The organism is Streptomyces sp. NPDC002309, from assembly GCF_053593375.1.
In genome coordinates this window covers 16,253-31,892 of the sequence record NZ_JBSFCI010000004.1, presented here as the reverse complement: position 1 = coordinate 31,892, position 15,640 = coordinate 16,253, and the positions used below count along the sequence as shown (strand labels likewise).

The 15,640-nt window shown below is 72.5% G+C and carries 8 protein-coding genes; 7 read left to right on the top strand and 1 reads right to left on the bottom strand.

Annotated elements, in window-relative coordinates:
- Nucleotides 1–14: 14 nt before the first annotated feature.
- Both ACWCPM_RS04650 and ACWCPM_RS04645 read left to right on the top strand, forming a co-directional pair.
- On the top strand, nucleotides 15–887 hold the full coding sequence (locus tag ACWCPM_RS04650; RefSeq protein WP_450974673.1) for a hypothetical protein: 873 nt from the start codon (nucleotides 15–17) through the stop codon (nucleotides 885–887).
- 129 nt (nucleotides 888–1,016) lie between these two features.
- Nucleotides 1,017–5,915: a hypothetical protein gene (locus tag ACWCPM_RS04645; RefSeq protein WP_450974672.1), complete on the top strand. Its 4,899-nt coding sequence runs from the start codon at nucleotides 1,017–1,019 to the stop codon at nucleotides 5,913–5,915.
- Nucleotides 5,916–6,223: 308 nt separating this feature from the next.
- Here the strand turns inward: ACWCPM_RS04645 and ACWCPM_RS04640 are convergent, their stop codons facing one another.
- Nucleotides 6,224–6,847, bottom strand: coding sequence for a hypothetical protein (locus ACWCPM_RS04640; RefSeq protein ID WP_450974671.1), 624 nt, complete (start codon nucleotides 6,845–6,847; stop codon nucleotides 6,224–6,226).
- Nucleotides 6,848–7,265: 418 nt separating this feature from the next.
- Here ACWCPM_RS04640 and ACWCPM_RS04635 point away from each other — a divergent pair, with 418 nt between their 5' ends.
- The 5 genes from ACWCPM_RS04635 to ACWCPM_RS04615 are packed head-to-tail and all read left to right on the top strand — an operon-like array spanning nucleotide 7,266 to nucleotide 15,518.
- Nucleotides 7,266–10,421, top strand: coding sequence for a nitrate- and nitrite sensing domain-containing protein (locus ACWCPM_RS04635; RefSeq protein WP_450974670.1), 3,156 nt, complete (start codon nucleotides 7,266–7,268; stop codon nucleotides 10,419–10,421).
- On the top strand, nucleotides 10,418–10,855 hold the full coding sequence (locus ACWCPM_RS04630; RefSeq protein WP_450974669.1) for a roadblock/LC7 domain-containing protein: 438 nt from the start codon (nucleotides 10,418–10,420) through the stop codon (nucleotides 10,853–10,855). The genes ACWCPM_RS04635 and ACWCPM_RS04630 overlap by 4 nt, the downstream gene beginning before the upstream one ends.
- A 9-nt stretch (nucleotides 10,856–10,864) precedes the next feature.
- Entirely contained in the window at nucleotides 10,865–11,260 is a 396-nt protein-coding gene (locus tag ACWCPM_RS04625) for a DUF742 domain-containing protein (protein WP_450974668.1), read from the top strand.
- 24 nt (nucleotides 11,261–11,284) lie between these two features.
- Nucleotides 11,285–14,932, top strand: coding sequence for a hydantoinase B/oxoprolinase family protein (locus ACWCPM_RS04620; protein WP_450974667.1), 3,648 nt, complete (start codon nucleotides 11,285–11,287; stop codon nucleotides 14,930–14,932).
- The gene (locus tag ACWCPM_RS04615) at nucleotides 14,913–15,518 is read left to right on the top strand and encodes a GTP-binding protein (RefSeq protein WP_450974666.1); all 606 of its coding nucleotides are present in this window, start codon (nucleotides 14,913–14,915) and stop codon (nucleotides 15,516–15,518) included. Before ACWCPM_RS04620 ends, ACWCPM_RS04615 begins: the two co-directional genes overlap by 20 nt.
- The last annotated feature ends 122 nt before the right edge of the window (nucleotides 15,519–15,640 follow it).

Below are 15,640 nucleotides of genomic sequence, written 5' to 3'. Positions count from 1 at the left end.
GAGGAGTTGCAGTCGTGAGCGAGCACGTGGAGCCGGAGGGCGCCGGGACGCCGGGGAGCCCCACGGTCACCCCCGCCGACGCCGCCGACGCGGCGCGGCTCGTCGCGTTCGGGTTGCAGCCGAAGCTGCTGCCCGCGCGCGACCAGGAGTACGCCGATCTGTTGCGGCGCTACCGCGAGCACCCCGCGTTCGCGCGGCTCGCGGACGCCGTGGCCTCGGGGCTGGGCCTCGTCGTCCTGGAGGTGTCCCCGCGCGCGGGGATGGCCGTCACCGCCGCCGAGGACTCCGTGTTCGCCGTGCGGATGGGCGACTACGCGCGGCGAACGGCCGCCGACTCCGGCGATCGGTTCCTGCACGGGCTCGCCCATCTCGCCGTCGCCGCCATGGCCTTCCCGCGCCCCGAGGACCTCGCTGACGACGGATACATCGGCCGGGTGACGGTCAACGGCGTCGACGCCTTCGTGCGCCAGGCATGCCGCCGGCTGGAGGAACGGGCCGCCGAGCGGGGGGAGAACACCGACCCCGCGACGGACGCCCCCGGTCTGGAGGCCGCCTGGCGGATCTGGGTGAGACGCAGCGCCACCGGTGCCACCAAGGACGCGCGGCGTCTCGCGGGATCCACGACCGGCATCGTCGCCAAGGCCGTGGCCTTCCTCACCGACTCGGGGTTTTTGCAGCGGACGGGCGACGACAACGGCGGCACCTACCGCACGACCGCCCGCTACCAGCTCCAGGTACGTGACATGGCCGGCGGCGCGGCCATGGCCGAGCTGCTGGACCTGGGCGTCGTCCCGGTGACCGACGGAACCCCGACGCTGCTGCCCCCCGAGGACGGCGACGACCTGGGGTTGGTGGCCGATGCCGGGCTGCCCTTCCACTCCGTCTGACGACGCGGCCTTTTCGCCCCGCCCCTGACCCTCCGCCCACGCCCCCCTGCCCCCGATTTGCCTGCCCCCGATCCGCACGTCGCGCCGCACTGCACTGCACCGACCTGCGAACGACTACGAGAGTCCGCCATGTACGAGCTGTCCCGGGTCCGCCTCTACTCCATCGGGCCCGCCGGTGCGCGTTATGCCGACACCGTGCTTGACCTGCGCGGTGTGGGCGAGGCCGTGCCCGACCCCGCTCCGACGCAGGCGGAGTTCTTCGAGGACGAGCCGGTCGGCCCGCCGCGCCGGCCCGCCCCCGCCGGGGTGCTCTTCCTGGAGAACGGCGGCGGCAAGTCCGTGCTGCTCAAGCTGATCTTCTCGGTGATGCTGCCGGGCCACCGGAACACCCTGGGCGGCGCCAGCTCCGGCGTGCTGCGGAAGTTCCTGCTCGCCGACGACTGCGGACATGTCGCGCTGGAGTGGCAGCACGTGCTGACCGGCGAGTGCGTCGTCGTCGGCAAGGTGAGCGAGTGGCGCGGGCGGCAGGTCTCCAACGACCCGCGGAAGTTCGCCGAGGCCTGGTACTCCTTCCGGCCCGGACCGGGGCTTACCCTGGACAACCTGCCCGTGGCCGAGGCCACCGCCGTGCGGCCGTCCGCGGAGGGCCAGTCGGGGGCGCAGGGGCGACGACGCACCATGAAGGGGTTCCGGGACGCCGTCACCGACGCGGGCAAGACGTATCCGCACCTCGAAGTGCACTGGGAGGAGATCCACGAGCGCTGGACCGAGCACCTCGGCGACCTGGGTCTCGACCCCGAACTCTTCCGCTACCAGCGGGAGATGAACGCCGACGAGGGTGAGGCCGCCGGCCTCTTCGCGGTGAAGAAGGACTCCGACTTCACCGATCTGCTGCTGCGCGCGGTCACCGACACCCGCGACACCGACGGGCTGGCCGACCTGGTCAGCGGCTTCGGGAACAAGCTGGGGCGCCGGGCCGAGCTGATCGCCGAGCGGGACTTCACGGCCGGGTCGGCCGATCTGCTCGGGCGGATCGTGGAGGCCGCCGAGGCACGCGCACGCGCGCGGGACGTCCACGCCGGGGCAGAGCGGCGGACACGCACGCTGGCCCGGCGGCTGTCCGCGCGGGGCACCGAGGAGCGGTCCCGGGCCGCCGACCTCGCCCAGCGGGTCACGGCCGCCGCCTACGCCGTGACCCACGCCGAGTCCGCCCGTGGGCGCAGCGGCCTGATCACCGCCGAACTCGCCTACCGGCACGCCTCCCTGGCGCTCGCCGCCGCCGAGAAGTCGGCTGCCGCCCAGAAGCGCGAACTCGCCGACGCGCGCACCCTGCACGCGGCCTGGCAGGCGGCCGAGGTCGTGCTGCGCGACCGCGCCGCCGCCGACCGCGTCGCCCGCGTGGCCGCCGCGATCCAGGAGGCCGAACGGGACGCGGCTCCCGCGCTCGCGGCGCGCACCAGAGCCGCCGTGGACCTCGTCAGGGCCCTGCACTCGGCGGCGGAGAGCGCCGAGGCGCTGGCGAACGAGGAGGAGGAGAGGTCCGCCGCGCTCCAGGAGGTCAGCGACTCCGCCTACCGGGACTCGACCGCCGCCGCCACCGAGGCGCAGCGCGCCCGCAGCGAGGTCGGCCACCTCCGCCAGCGGCTCACCGAGGTCGAGCAGGAGACCGCGGAGGCGGTGCGCGCGGGCTGGCTCGACGACACCGCGCCCGACGCCGATCCGGCCCGCGCCGCGCTCGCCGCCAGTGACGCGGAGAAGTCGGCGGTGGCCGCCTGGGACACCGCCCGTGAGGCGTCCCGGCGGGCGAGCGAACAGGCACGCGAGGCGGCGTCCGCCGAGTCCCGGGCCGAGTTGACGGCGGCCCGGGCGGCGGACGCGGCGACGGCCGCGGAGCGGGCGTACGACGGCGAGCGGCGGACCGCCGAGGCACTGGCGGCGGAGGAACGGCTGGCTGAGCTCCTCAGCCTGCCGGTCGCCTCCGGCCCGGCGGCGTCCGCCGGCGTGCCCGCGCCGCGCGCGGGCACCGACGCCACGCACGGCAACGGGTCCGGGCGTTCCGGGCCTGGGCGTTCCGGCTCCGAGGAGGCGGCATCCGCCGGGTCGGAGACCGGCCACGGACGCACCGGCCGAGGCGGCACCACGGCCGCCGACGCCGCGGCCGACGGTTCGGGCCGTCGAGGCACGGACGCGGATCAGGCGTCCGGACCGCACCAGGCGGGTCATGGCACCCTTGCGGCGTCCGCTTCGGCCCACCACCCGGCGTCCGCGTCGACCGGCTCGCGCCATGGCGCCCCGAGGGCCTCGCGCCCTGCCGCCGAAGACGCCCTCACGCCCGAGGAACTCGACCGTTTCGCCGACGAACTGCGCGAACTGCTCGATGACGCGGTCTCCTCGGCGGAGCGGCAGCTGTTCGAGCTGCGGACCGCCGCAGCCGACGACTCCCGCATCCTGGGAGCGCTCGGAGACGGGGGCCTGCTGCCGCCCGGCCCGGATGTGCTCGCCACCGTCGAGTTCCTCGGCGAGCACGGCATCCCGGCCCTGCCCGGCTGGCGCTACCTCGCCCAGGCCGTCGACCCCGCCGACCACGCGCGCGTGCTGGCCGCCCGGCCCGAACTGGTGGACGGTGTGATCATCACCGACCCGGCGTCGCACTCCCGCGCTCGTGAGGCGCTCGGCGACGCGGCGCTGCTGCCCCGGTCCGCCGTGGCGGTCGGCACGGCGGCGGCCCTGCTCGCTCCCACCCCGGCCCCGGACACCACGAGCGACGGCGACGTCTTCCTCGTACCGCCGAACCCCGCCATGCACGACGAACACGCCGCCGACGAGGAGCGGCAGACGCTGCGCGCGCGGGCCGCCGAACGCGACGAGGAGATCCGCACCCTCGCGGCCCGGCTCGGCAAGGACCGCGAGCTCGCCGCGCGGCTCACGTCCTGGCGTACGGGCTGTCCGGCCGGGCGGCTGGTGGAGCTCGCACAGGCGGCGCGTGACGCACGCGCGTTCGCGGAGGAGAGCGAGGCCGACCTGACCGAGGCCCGCGCCACCCGGGCGGAGACCGAGGAGGTAGCAGCCGAGGCCGCGCAGGTGCGCGAGGAACGGCAGGAGGCCGCACAGCGGGCCCGGCGCTCCGCCGACGCCCTCGCCGGGCTCGCCTACCGACTGCGCGAACGGGCAGGCTGGCAGGTCAAGGTGCGCGAACTGGCCGACGAGGCCACCGAGTCCGAGGCCCGCGCGCAGACCTGTCTGGAGCGGGCTCGCGCAGCCGACGAGGACCGGCGTGCCGCCCAGCGGGCCGCCGACGACACCCGCCGCACCGCGCGGGCGCTGCGCGCCGAGCGCTCCGAGATCGCCGGCGCCCCCGACGACGTACCCGAGGGTGAGGCGTCCGAGCGGAAGGCGGCGCTGCCCGCTCTTCGTGAGGCGTACCGGGCGGCCTCCCAGGTGTACGAGAAGGTCGGCGTCGGTGCCGATCTCCGGGCCGAGCAGGCGCGGGCGGAGAGCGACGAGAGCGCGGCCCGCGCGGATCTGGACCGGCTCAGCAACAAGGTCCGTACGCGCGCGGAGCAGCTCCTCCTGTCGCCCGAGGGTTCCGACGGGCCCTCGCGGCAGGCCGCCGCCGCGCGTGCGGAGGAGCTGGTCCAGCTCCTGGAGACCCGGATGTCCAGCGCGAGCGAACAGCTCGGCCGGCTGCGCGGCGAGGCCGAACGGCACGCGCCCGACGAGGGCGAGGCGCACACCGACCTGCCCGAGGAGCTCCAGCCGCGCGACGCCGAGCACGCGCAGACCCTGCTGCGCACGGTGAGCGCCGAACTCGCCACACGCACGGAGGCGTTGACTCAGGCGCGCGAGGCGCACGCCGAACTGCTAGACGCACACCGCGCCGCGGAGGACGCGGCGAGCGGTTTCGACGAGATCGCGGCGCTGCTGCGGGACCTGCTGCGCGAGCACGTCGTCGACGAGGAGCAGGACACGCCGGAGCCGTACCCGGGCGGCATGGAGGACGCCCGGCAGTCCGCCGCCGAGGCCCGCCGGTCGCTGCGCGGCTGTGCCGCCGACCTGTCCGCCGCCGAGGCCGCCGTGCGCGAGGCGAGCGACATCCTCGTACGGCACGCCAACTCCACGCGCTACGAGCAGGTACGCACCCCGGCACGGCAGCAGATCCGCGAACTGCCCGCGTCCGCGCTGCCCGAGCACGCCCAGAAGTGGGCCGACGCCTTCGCGCCCCGGCTAAGGGTCCTGACCGACGAACTGGCGCAGCTGGAACGCAACCGGGACTCGATCGTGGACCGGCTGCGCGGGCTGGTCGAGTCGGCGCTGGCCACCCTGCGCGCCGCACAGCGGTTGTCGCGGCTGCCCGAAGGGCTCGGCGAGTGGTCGGGGCAGGAGTTCCTGCGGATCCGCTTCGAGGAACCCGACCAGGCCACCCTCACCGAAAGGCTCGGCGAGGTCGTCGACGAGGCGACCCGGGCCGCCGTCAAGAAGAACTCCGACCTGCGCCGCGACGGCATGTCCCTGCTGCTGCGGGGCGTTGCCGCCGCCCTGCAGCCCAAGGGCGTCGCCGTCGAGATCCTCAAGCCGGACGCCGTGCTGCGCGCCGAGCGTGTTCCCGTCGGGCAGATGGGCGACGTCTTCTCCGGCGGCCAGTTGCTCACGGCGGCCATCGCCCTGTACTGCACCATGGCCGCGCTGCGCTCCAACGACCGGGGCCGGGCCAGGCACCGGCACGCCGGCACGCTCTTCCTCGACAATCCGATCGGCCGTGCCAACGCCACATACCTGTTGGAACTCCAGCGGGCCGTGTCGGACGCGCTGGGCGTGCAGCTCCTTTACACCACCGGTCTGTTCGACACGACGGCGTTGGCCGAGTTCCCCCTGGTCGTCCGGCTGCGCAACGACGCCGACCTGAGGGCGGGCCTGAAGTACATCAGTGTCGAGGAACATCTCAGGCCGGGGCTGCCGGCGCAGTCTCGGTCCGGCGAGACAGTGCACAGCGAGATCACGGCGACGCGCATGTTCAAGCGCCCGCTCTAGCGGGCCGGCATGCCAGGGCCGGGTCCGGACCAGAAGCCCCTGCCGGGAGGCCGACCAGTTTCCCCGGCCGGAAAGCCCCTGGCCGGAAAGCCCCTGGCCGGAAAGCCTACGAGCCTCCCTGGCCGGGGAACCCGCGATATCCAGCAGCGCGGCCAAGGCAACGGTGCGCTCGCAGGGATGTAGGCCTTGCGCAGTAGCCTCCCCGGCCGGAAAGCCCACGAGCCCCCGCGTCCCGCCTGCACCCGGCCCCGCACCGGGCCGATCAGGGCCGGCCGGTAGAAACCGAATAGCCCGATCGTGCCGTTGCCTCAGGGGTGCGACAACTGCCCGGCCCCGCCCCGCCCGTGTATCCGCTCCTGTGCCCGGTCAGCGGCCCGTGCCTGCCGCCGGGCCCGGCGGCGTTCGCGGCGCAGGGCCCGTGCGGTGCTGCTCGGGATCGACACCACGCCGTTGCGCTGGTTCCACACCTGACGTGTCACCCAGACATCCAGGACGCCCCAGGTGGACGCCATCGTGCTGGCGATAGTGCTGAGCACCATGGGGAACGCGAGCCAGGAACCGGCCAAGGTGCTCAGAAACGCCACCATCGCCTGTATCAGCGTCACGGCGATGATGAGCACCGCGCGTACCGCCGCTGTCCGTACCGGATCCGGCAGCCGACGCCGCTTCGCGGGCTCTTCGATCCACAACGGCCGGTAGGACGACCGTTCATGGGACGAGGCCGCTTCCTGGGACCCGTTGGTGTACTCGCGTGCCGCCCGCCCTCCGGCCTCGGTCCTCCGTTCGCTCTTCTCCGGCGTGAAGTCCCCGTCCGCCGACCTCGGTCCGCACACCCGAATGTCGTGATCCGGCTTCTCGGTGCCCCGTTGCTGCGCCGCCACTTGTGCGACTGCTCCCGTCTCGGGTGTCTCTCGCCGCTCCGCTGTGCCCATCACCGTGTCACTCCCCACCGCCAGCAGACCGCTTGCCCCGGTCCGAAGACCCGACTCCCCAGTGGCTGCCCGGCTTGCGCTGTTTTACGCCGCCCGGGTGCAGGACGCGGCTCCTGTGGCCGATTCCGCCCCCATTCCCTGTAGAGAAGGACGAACGGTGCGCCCCGAAGATTCCCGGCGAACGAATAATTTCGGCCAAACGCCCAGACCTGCCGACCGGATTCGGTTTCCTGGACGCCCGGGAATTCGGGGAGGCAATCTCCCTCAATGACAGGACAACTCCCCATGCCTGAAGCCCGTATGGAAGATCACCTTCCGGAACCGCCTTCGAGTTACGGGTGCGTCGGTAGTAGGCTCGCGCCGTTTGTTGACGCACATGTGTACCCCCTGTCGGTGGGGGGCCGAGCTGGGGGAGGCCATGCGCTTTCGCGGGAAGTCCATCCGCCGGAAGATCGTGGCGCTGCTTCTCGTGCCGTTGCTGTCCCTGAGCGCCATCTGGGCCTTCGCGACGGTACTCACGGGACGCGAGGCTGCACAGCTGTTCAGCGCCTCGTCGGTCGTCGAGAAGATCGGCTATCCGGCCGAGAACACCGTCCGCGTTCTTCAGCAGGAGCGGCGCCAGACCCTGGTCTATCTCGCCGACCCGCGCGCCTCCGACGGACTCGCCGCGCTCCGACGCAGCCGCGCGGCCACCGACCAGGCCGTGGCCAAGGTCCGCAGGAACGCCGCCAGTGCCGAAGTGCGCGACGACCTGGGCGAGACCTCCGGCGAGCGGCTGACCGCGGTCCTGGACTCGCTCGACGGCATCGGACCCTTGCGCCAGAGCGTGGAGGACGGGACCGTCAACCGTTCCCAGGCACTCGACCTCTACAACCGCCTGGTGGACCCGTGCTTCGTCCTCCTCGGCGATCTCCATGTCGTCGACAACGTGGAGATGGACACCCAGTACCGGGCCCTCGTCAACCTGGTCCGTGCCCGCGAACTCCTTGCCCGCGAGGACGCCCTCCTCGGCTCGGCCCTCGTCGTCGGCAAGCTCTCCCGCGCCGAGATCCGCGCCATCTCCGACCTCGTCGCCCAGCGGGGCGGCCTGTACGACACCAGCCTGCCGATGCTGCCGAGTTCGGAACGCGAACGGTACGAGCGATTCTGGAAGAACGCGGCCACGGCTCCCCTGCGGGTGGCCGAGGAGTCCGCCGTGGCCTCCCCTTCCGGTGACGCCGGCGGAATCTCGGCGCAGACGTGGGACGCGGCGGCCGGTAACGTGCTCGACGAACTCGGCTCCCTCGACGACGACGCCGCGGACCGCTACCAGGACCGCATCCGCCCGATAGCCACCGGCATCATCGTCAAAGCCGTCGTGGCCGGCTTCCTCGGCCTGATCGCCGTGCTGGTCTCGCTCGTCGTCTCCGTACGCATCGGTCGCGGCCTCATCCGAGACCTGCGCCAGCTCCAGCTGGACGCCCATGAGGCGTCCGGCGTGCGGCTCCCCAGCGTGATGCGCCGCCTGTCCGTCGGTGAGCGGGTCGACGTGGAGACCGAGGTCCCCCGCCTGGAGTTCGACAGGAACGAGATCGGCGAGGTCGGCCAGGCCCTCAACACCCTCCAGCGCGCGGCCGTCGAAGCAGCCGTGAAGCAGGCCGCGCTCCGCGCCGGTGTGTCCGAGGTCTTCGTGAACCTGGCCCGCCGCAGCCAGGTCCTGCTGCACAAGCAGCTCACCCTGCTCGACACCATGGAGCGCAGGACCGAGGACACCGAGGAACTCGCCGACCTCTTCCGCCTCGACCACCTCACCACGCGTATGCGCCGGCACGCCGAAGGCCTGGTGATCCTCTCCGGCGCCGCGCCCTCCAGGCAGTGGCGCAAGCCCATCCAGCTGATGGACGTCGTACGCGCCGCCGTCGCCGAGGTCGAGGACTACGAACGCATCGAGGTCCGCCGTCTGCCCCGGATCGCCGTCACCGGCCCGGCGGTCGCCGACCTCACCCACCTCGTGGCGGAACTCCTGGAGAACGCCACGGTCTTCTCGCCGCCGCACACGGCCGTCCAGGTCCTCGGCGAGCGTGTGGCCAACGGCTTCACCCTGGAGATCCACGACCGCGGCCTCGGCATGACGGGCGAGGCCCTGCTGGATGCCAACCTGAGGCTTGCGGAGACCCCGGAGTTCGAACTCTCCGACACGGACCGTCTCGGGCTCTTCGTGGTCAGCCGGCTCGCCCAGCGTCAGAACGTCCGGGTCTCGCTGCAGCCCTCCCCGTACGGCGGCACCACGGCCGTCGTCTTCATCCCCGACTCGCTTCTGACGGACGCAGTGCCCGACACCAACGGCCTCGGTTTCCGACTCGATCGCCCGCGCCCGTCCAGGGAGGCCGAGCTCGAGGAGAGCCGCCGGGCCGCGTTCTCCCAGGTGCCGGTACAACTTCCCGGTCTGCCGTCGGCGCTGCTGGACGGGCCGGTCGAGTTGGAGGGCCCGGTCGGCCTCGACGCCATCGAGGACTTCCCGGACGCACTCGACGGTGAGGCAAGGCAACGCGGCGGGCTCTTCCGACCGCGTCGCGGGTTCACCCCCGAGGACGGGGAGGTGACGCCCGGTTCCGACGCCCCCGGCCGCGCCGACGCGGACGCTCATGTCGCCGCCCCGGTGCCGCTGCCCCGACGCCGCACACCCAAGCTGGTCAGCTCGCACGGCCGGCCGGTCACCGACCAGCGGCCCCGGCGTCCGGAAGGTGACGAGGAGAGCACGACCGGTCCCGGTCCGCGCCGCCCGGATGCGGACCGCACCCCACCTCTGCCGACCCGCCGCCGCGGCGACTCACCCCTCGGCAGGAACGCGGAGCCGACCAGCCGGCCCGGGAGCGCGGACGCGGCCGTCAGCCAGGGCACCGGCGAGCCCGCCGCGCGGCCGGGCAGGATCCTGGAGATCGGCTCCGGACCCAAGGAACGCTCTGAGGTGACGGGCGAGACCGAAAGGCAGGGCTCCTTCGGGACCAGGGTCTCCCACCCACCAAGGAGCACCTCCGAGCCGGGGGGCTCCACCGAGTCGAAGGGTGCCTCCGAGCCGGGTGGCTCCTCCGAGCCGAGGGCCTCCTCCGCGTCGGGCCGCACCCTCCCGGGCCCCGAGCGCCGGCTCCGTCGCATCGGCGACGGTTCGGGGCCCGGAATGCATGACCCCGGCCAGGAGGAAGCACCGGCGCCCTCCAGGCACACCTCGGGCCGTACCACCACCGGGCCTTCGAGCCCCGGCGAGTCCGGCCCGGAGCCTTTCGGCGCCGGAACCGGAACCGGAACCGGAACCGGAACCGGTACCGGCACCAGAGCCGGCTCCGGAGCCGCAACAGGCACCGGCTCCCTTCCCCGCCGTGTCCGCCAGGCCAGCCTGGCGCCGCAGCTGAGGCAGGATCCCGGCCGCCGTACCGAGGAGCGAACGGCGCCGGTGGAACGCGACGCCGACGACGTCCGCAGCCGGATGGCCTCGCTGCAGCGCGGCTGGCAGCGTGGCCGCAACGAGAACGCCGCGGGGGACGACACCCACCGCGGCACAGCACCACAAGGAACGACAGAGGGGGACGGTCGATGACCGCACCGAAGGCGCCAGGCCAGACCGACAACGGGAAGTCCGGCGAGCTCAACTGGCTTCTCGACGAACTGGTGGACCGCGTCGCGAGCATCCGCAAGGCCGTCGTGCTCTCCGGCGACGGCCTGGCGACGGGTGTCTCCAAGGACCTCACCCGGGAGGACGGCGAGCACCTGGCCGCCGTCGCGTCCGGATTCCACAGCCTGGCCAAGGGCGTCGGCCGCCACTTCGAGGCGGGAAGCGTCCGGCAGACGGTCGTGGAACTCGACGACGCTTTCCTGTTCGTCACGGCCGCCGGTGACGGCAGCTGCCTCGCCGTCCTTTCCGACGCCGACTCGGACGTCGGCCTGGTCGCCTACGAGATGACGCTCCTCGTGAAGCGCGTGGGCGTGCATCTGGGCACCGCTCCACGTACCGATCTGCCCGCGGGCGGGTAGTGGGATGGCATGAGCGCAGACGGTCAGGCAGGAAGTCACTGGTTCGATGACGAAGCGGGACCGGTCGTCCGTCCGTACGCCATGACACGGGGCCGCACCAGCCATGCGGCCCAGCACCGCCTGGACCTGATCGCGGTGGTCGTGACGGAACCCCATGTGGACGATCCGGGAGCGGACCCGACGCTGTCCCCCGAGCACGTGGACATCGTCGAGCGGTGCCGCGAGGCCCCGCAGTCGGTCGCCGAGCTCGCATCGGAGCTCGATCTGCCCATCGGGGTGGTGCGGGTCCTCGTGGGGGACCTGACAGACGCCGAACTGGTCCATGTGACACGGCCCGTCCCCCCGGCCGAGCTGCCGGACGAGAGTATTCTGCGCGACGTGATCAACGGCCTCCGGGCGCTGTGAGCAGCGCGGAAGCGAGGTGGTGACGTGACAGGCTGGCAGTTCTGGGTCGACCGGGGCGGCACCTTCACCGACATCGTCGCCCGGCGCCCGGACGGACGGCTGCTGATGCACAAGCTGCTGTCCGACAATCCGGCACGCTACTCCGACGCGGCCGTCGCGGGCGTACGCGAGCTGCTGTCCGGCTCGGGGGACCCCGTCGAAGCCGTACGCATGGGCACGACGGTCGCCACCAACGCGCTCCTGGAACGCAAGGGCGAACGCACCCTGCTCGTCATCACCCGCGGATTCCGCGACGCCCTGCGCATCGCCTACCAGAACCGCCCCCTGATCTTCGCCCGCCGCATCGACCTCCCCGAACTGCTCTACGAGCGGGTCGTCGAGGTCGACGAACGGATCGCCCCCGACGGCACCGTCCGCACCGCCCCCGACCTGGAAGCCCTCGCGGGGCCGCTCCGCCAGGCCTACGAAGACGGCATCCGTGCCGTCGCCGTGGTCTGTATGCACAGCCACCTGCACCCCGCCCACGAGCAGGCCGTCGGGGAACTGGCCGCCCGCACCGGCTTCCAGCAGATCTCGCTGTCCAGCGAGGTGAGCCCGCTGATGAAGCTCGTCCCACGCGGGGACACCGCCGTCGTCGACGCCTACCTGTCGCCCGTGCTGCGCCGCTACGTGCGGCATGTCGCCGACGACCTCGAAGGTGTGCGGCTGATGTTCATGCAGTCCAACGGAGGGCTCGCCGAAGCCGGGCAGTTCCGCGGCAAGGACGCGATCCTGTCCGGGCCCGCCGGCGGCATCGTCGGCATGGCCCGCATGTCGCGACTGGCCGGCTTCGACCGTGTCATCGGCTTCGACATGGGTGGCACCTCCACCGACGTGTCCCACTTCGCGGGCTCGTACGAGAGGGTCTTCACCACGCAGATCGCCGGTGTCCGGCTGCGCGCGCCCATGCTGGACATCCACACCGTCGCGGCCGGGGGCGGCTCGATCCTCCACTTCGACGGCTCCCGCTACCGCGTAGGGCCGGACTCGGCGGGCGCGGACCCGGGCCCCGCCTGCTACCGCGCCGGCGGCCCCCTCACCGTCACCGACGCCAACGTCATGCTCGGCCGTGTTCCGCCCGACCACTTCCCTCATGTGTTCGGCCCCGACGGCGACCTGCCCCTCGACGCCTCCCTCGTCCGCGAACGCTTCGCCCGCCTCGCGCACGACATCCGCGAGCGGACCGGCGACGACCGCACCCCCGAAGAGGTCGCCGAGGGTTACCTGCACATCGCCGTCGCCAACATCGCCAACGCCGTCAAGCGGATCTCCGTCCAGAAGGGCCACGACGTCACCCGCTACGCCCTGACCACGTTCGGCGGCGCCGGCGGGCAGCACGCGTGCGGGGTGGCCGACCTGCTCGGCATCCGAACCGTCCTCGTGCCACCCATGGCCGGTGTGCTGTCCGCCCTCGGTATGGGCCTCGCCGACACCACCGCCATGCGGGAGCAGTCCGTCGAAGCACCCCTGGAGGACGCCTCCATGCCCGGCGTCACCAGCACGGCGGACGACCTGGAGGCCGCGGCCCGCGCCGAACTCCTCGCCGAGGACGTCCCCGAGGACCGCATCGCGGTCACCCGCCGCGCCCAGCTCCGCTACGACGGCAGCGACACGGCCCTCACCGTCGAGCTCGCCGACCCCGGCACCATGAAGCACGCCTTCGAGGAACGTCATCGCGCCACGTACTCCTTCACCCTCGACCGCCCGGTCGTGGTCGAAGCCCTCTCCGTCGAAGCCACCGGCATCACCGAACCCCCCGATCTCTCCGCTCTCGCCCCCTACGACGCCGCTCGCACGAACGGCCCCGCCGCCCCCCGCACCGTCCGCCTCCACAGCGGCGGCGCCTGGCGCGACGTACCCCTCCACCGCCGCGAGGAACTCCCCCCGGGCGACACCGTCACCGGACCCGCGATCGTGACCGAGGCCGGTGCGACGACCGTCGTCGACGACGGCTGGCGGGCCGCTGCGACCGACGACGGGCATCTGGTCATGGAACGCGCGACGGTCACGCAGAGTTCCGACTTGGGCACAGAAGTCGACCCTGTTCTTCTCGAGGTTTTCAACAACCTCTTCATGTCCATCGCCGAGCAGATGGGCGCCAGGCTCGAATCCACGGCCCAGTCCGTCAACATCAAGGAACGCCTCGACTTCTCCTGCGCCCTGTTCGACCCGGACGGAAACCTGGTGGCCAACGCCCCCCACATCCCCGTTCACCTGGGTTCGATGGGCACCAGCGTCCAGGAGGTCATCCGTCGCAGGGCCACCGGCATGCGGCCCGGGGACACCTACGCCGTCAACGACCCGTACCACGGCGGGACCCACCTCCCCGACGTCACCGTGATCACGCCGGTCTTCGACACCCGCGCACCGGCGGACACGGAGGGTGACCGGATCCTCTTCTACGTCGCCTCCCGCGGCCATCACGCGGAGATCGGCGGCATCGCCCCGGGCTCCATGCCCGCGAACAGCCGCACCATCGAGGAGGAAGGCGTCCTCTTCGACAACTGGCTGCTCGCCGAGAACGGCCGCTTCCGCGAGGAGGAGACGCGGCACCTGCTCACCGAGGCGCTCCACCCCTCGCGCAACCCCGGAACCAACCTCGCCGACCTGCGCGCCCAGATCGCCGCGAACCACAAGGGTGTCGAGGAAGTCACCCGCATGATGGAGGACTTCGGCCTCGACGTGGTCCAGGCGTACATGAGGCACGTCCAGGACAACGCCGAGGAAGCGGTGCGCCGCGTCATCGACGCCCTCGACGACGGCGAGTACGCCTATGAGACCGACTCGGGCGCCGTCATCCACGTACGCGTGCGCGTGGACCGCGACGACCGTTCCGCCACGGTCGACTTCACCGGTACGTCACCACAGCTGGCCAGCAACTTCAACGCCCCCTACTCGGTGGTCAACGCCGCAGTCCTGTACGTCTTCCGCACGCTGGTCGCCGACGACATCCCCCTGAACGACGGCTGCCTGCGCCCGATCCGCATCATCGTGCCGTCCGGCTCGCTCCTGGCGCCCGAACCGCCCGCCGCCGTGGTCGCCGGCAACGTGGAGACCTCCCAGGCCGTCACCGGCGCCCTCTACGCCGCGCTCGGTGTGCAGGCGGAGGGCTCCGGAACGATGAACAACGTCACCTTCGGCAACGAACGCCACCAGTACTACGAGACGGTCGCCTCCGGCTCCGGCGCGGGCGACGGCTTCCCCGGCGCGAGCGTCGTCCAGACCCATATGACCAACTCCCGGCTCACCGACCCCGAGGTCCTGGAGTGGCGCCTTCCGGTCGAGTTGGAGGAGTTCGCCGTCCGTCCCGGCAGCGGCGGCGCGGGGCGGTGGCGTGGCGGGGACGGAGCGGTCCGCAGACTCCGGTTCCGCGAGCCGATGACAGTCTCCACGCTCTCCCAGCACCGCAGGGTTCCCCCGTACGGCATGGCGGGCGGCGAGCCCGGGGCACTCGGCGCGAACCGCGTCGAGCGCGCGGACGGAACGATCACCGCACTCGGCGGAAGCGACACGACGGACGTCGACCCCGGCGACGTGCTCGTTATCGAAACCCCTGGTGGCGGAGGCTACGGCCCACCGCCCCCCGACCCCCAGCAAGCAGGAGAAGAGATCGATGATCTTCGGGCGAACTGAGCGCGGCAAGCCCCCGGTCGAGCCGGTCACGCTCAAGATCCTGGTGGCCGGCGGCTTCGGGGTGGGCAAGACGACCCTCGTCGGCGCGGTCAGTGAGATCAGGCCGCTGCGCACCGAGGAACTGCTCACCGAGGCCGGCCGCCCGGTCGACGACACCAGCGGCGTGGAGGGCAAGCACACCACGACGGTGGCCATGGACTTCGGCCGCATCACGCTGCGCGAGGATCTCGTGCTCTACCTGTTCGGCACACCCGGCCAGGAGCGGTTCTGGTTCATGTGGGACGAGCTCACCGAAGGCGCGCTCGGCGCCGTCGTGCTCGCCGACACCCGCCGTCTGGAGGACTGCTTCGCCGCCGTCGACTACTTCGAGCGGCGATCCATTCCGTTCGTCGTCGGGGTCAACTGCTTCGAGGACGCGGCCCGTTACCCGGCGGATGAGGTGCGTCAAGCCCTCGACCTCGACGAAGGCGTGCCCCTGGTGCTGTGCGACGCGCGCGACCGGGAGTCGGTCAAGGAGGTGCTCATAGGCGTCGTCCAGCACGCGATGGCGCAGGCGGCGGACCGCCGCCAGGCCGTGACGACCTGACGGGCGCGCACGGCCCGCACCCCCGCCGACCGGGCTACGGGCCGCGGTTCATGGACGTGAGGACGCCACGCGCGCGTGTGCCTAGTAGGGCTTGGTCATCTTCAGGTGTGCGGGCGTGTCTA

What these genes read in the sequence shown, in the direction of transcription:
- ACWCPM_RS04645 (WP_450974672.1), top strand. Translation starts at nt 1,017, where the DNA reads ATGTACGAGCTGTCCCGGGTCCGCCTCTACTCCATCGGGCCCGCCGGT.
- ACWCPM_RS04640 (WP_450974671.1), bottom strand. Translation starts at nt 6,847, where the DNA reads ATGGGCACAGCGGAGCGGCGAGAGACACCCGAGACGGGAGCAGTCGCA.
- ACWCPM_RS04635 (WP_450974670.1), top strand. Translation starts at nt 7,266, where the DNA reads ATGCGCTTTCGCGGGAAGTCCATCCGCCGGAAGATCGTGGCGCTGCTT.
- ACWCPM_RS04630 (WP_450974669.1), top strand. Translation starts at nt 10,418, where the DNA reads ATGACCGCACCGAAGGCGCCAGGCCAGACCGACAACGGGAAGTCCGGC.
- ACWCPM_RS04625 (WP_450974668.1), top strand. Translation starts at nt 10,865, where the DNA reads ATGAGCGCAGACGGTCAGGCAGGAAGTCACTGGTTCGATGACGAAGCG.
- ACWCPM_RS04615 (WP_450974666.1), top strand. Translation starts at nt 14,913, where the DNA reads ATGATCTTCGGGCGAACTGAGCGCGGCAAGCCCCCGGTCGAGCCGGTC.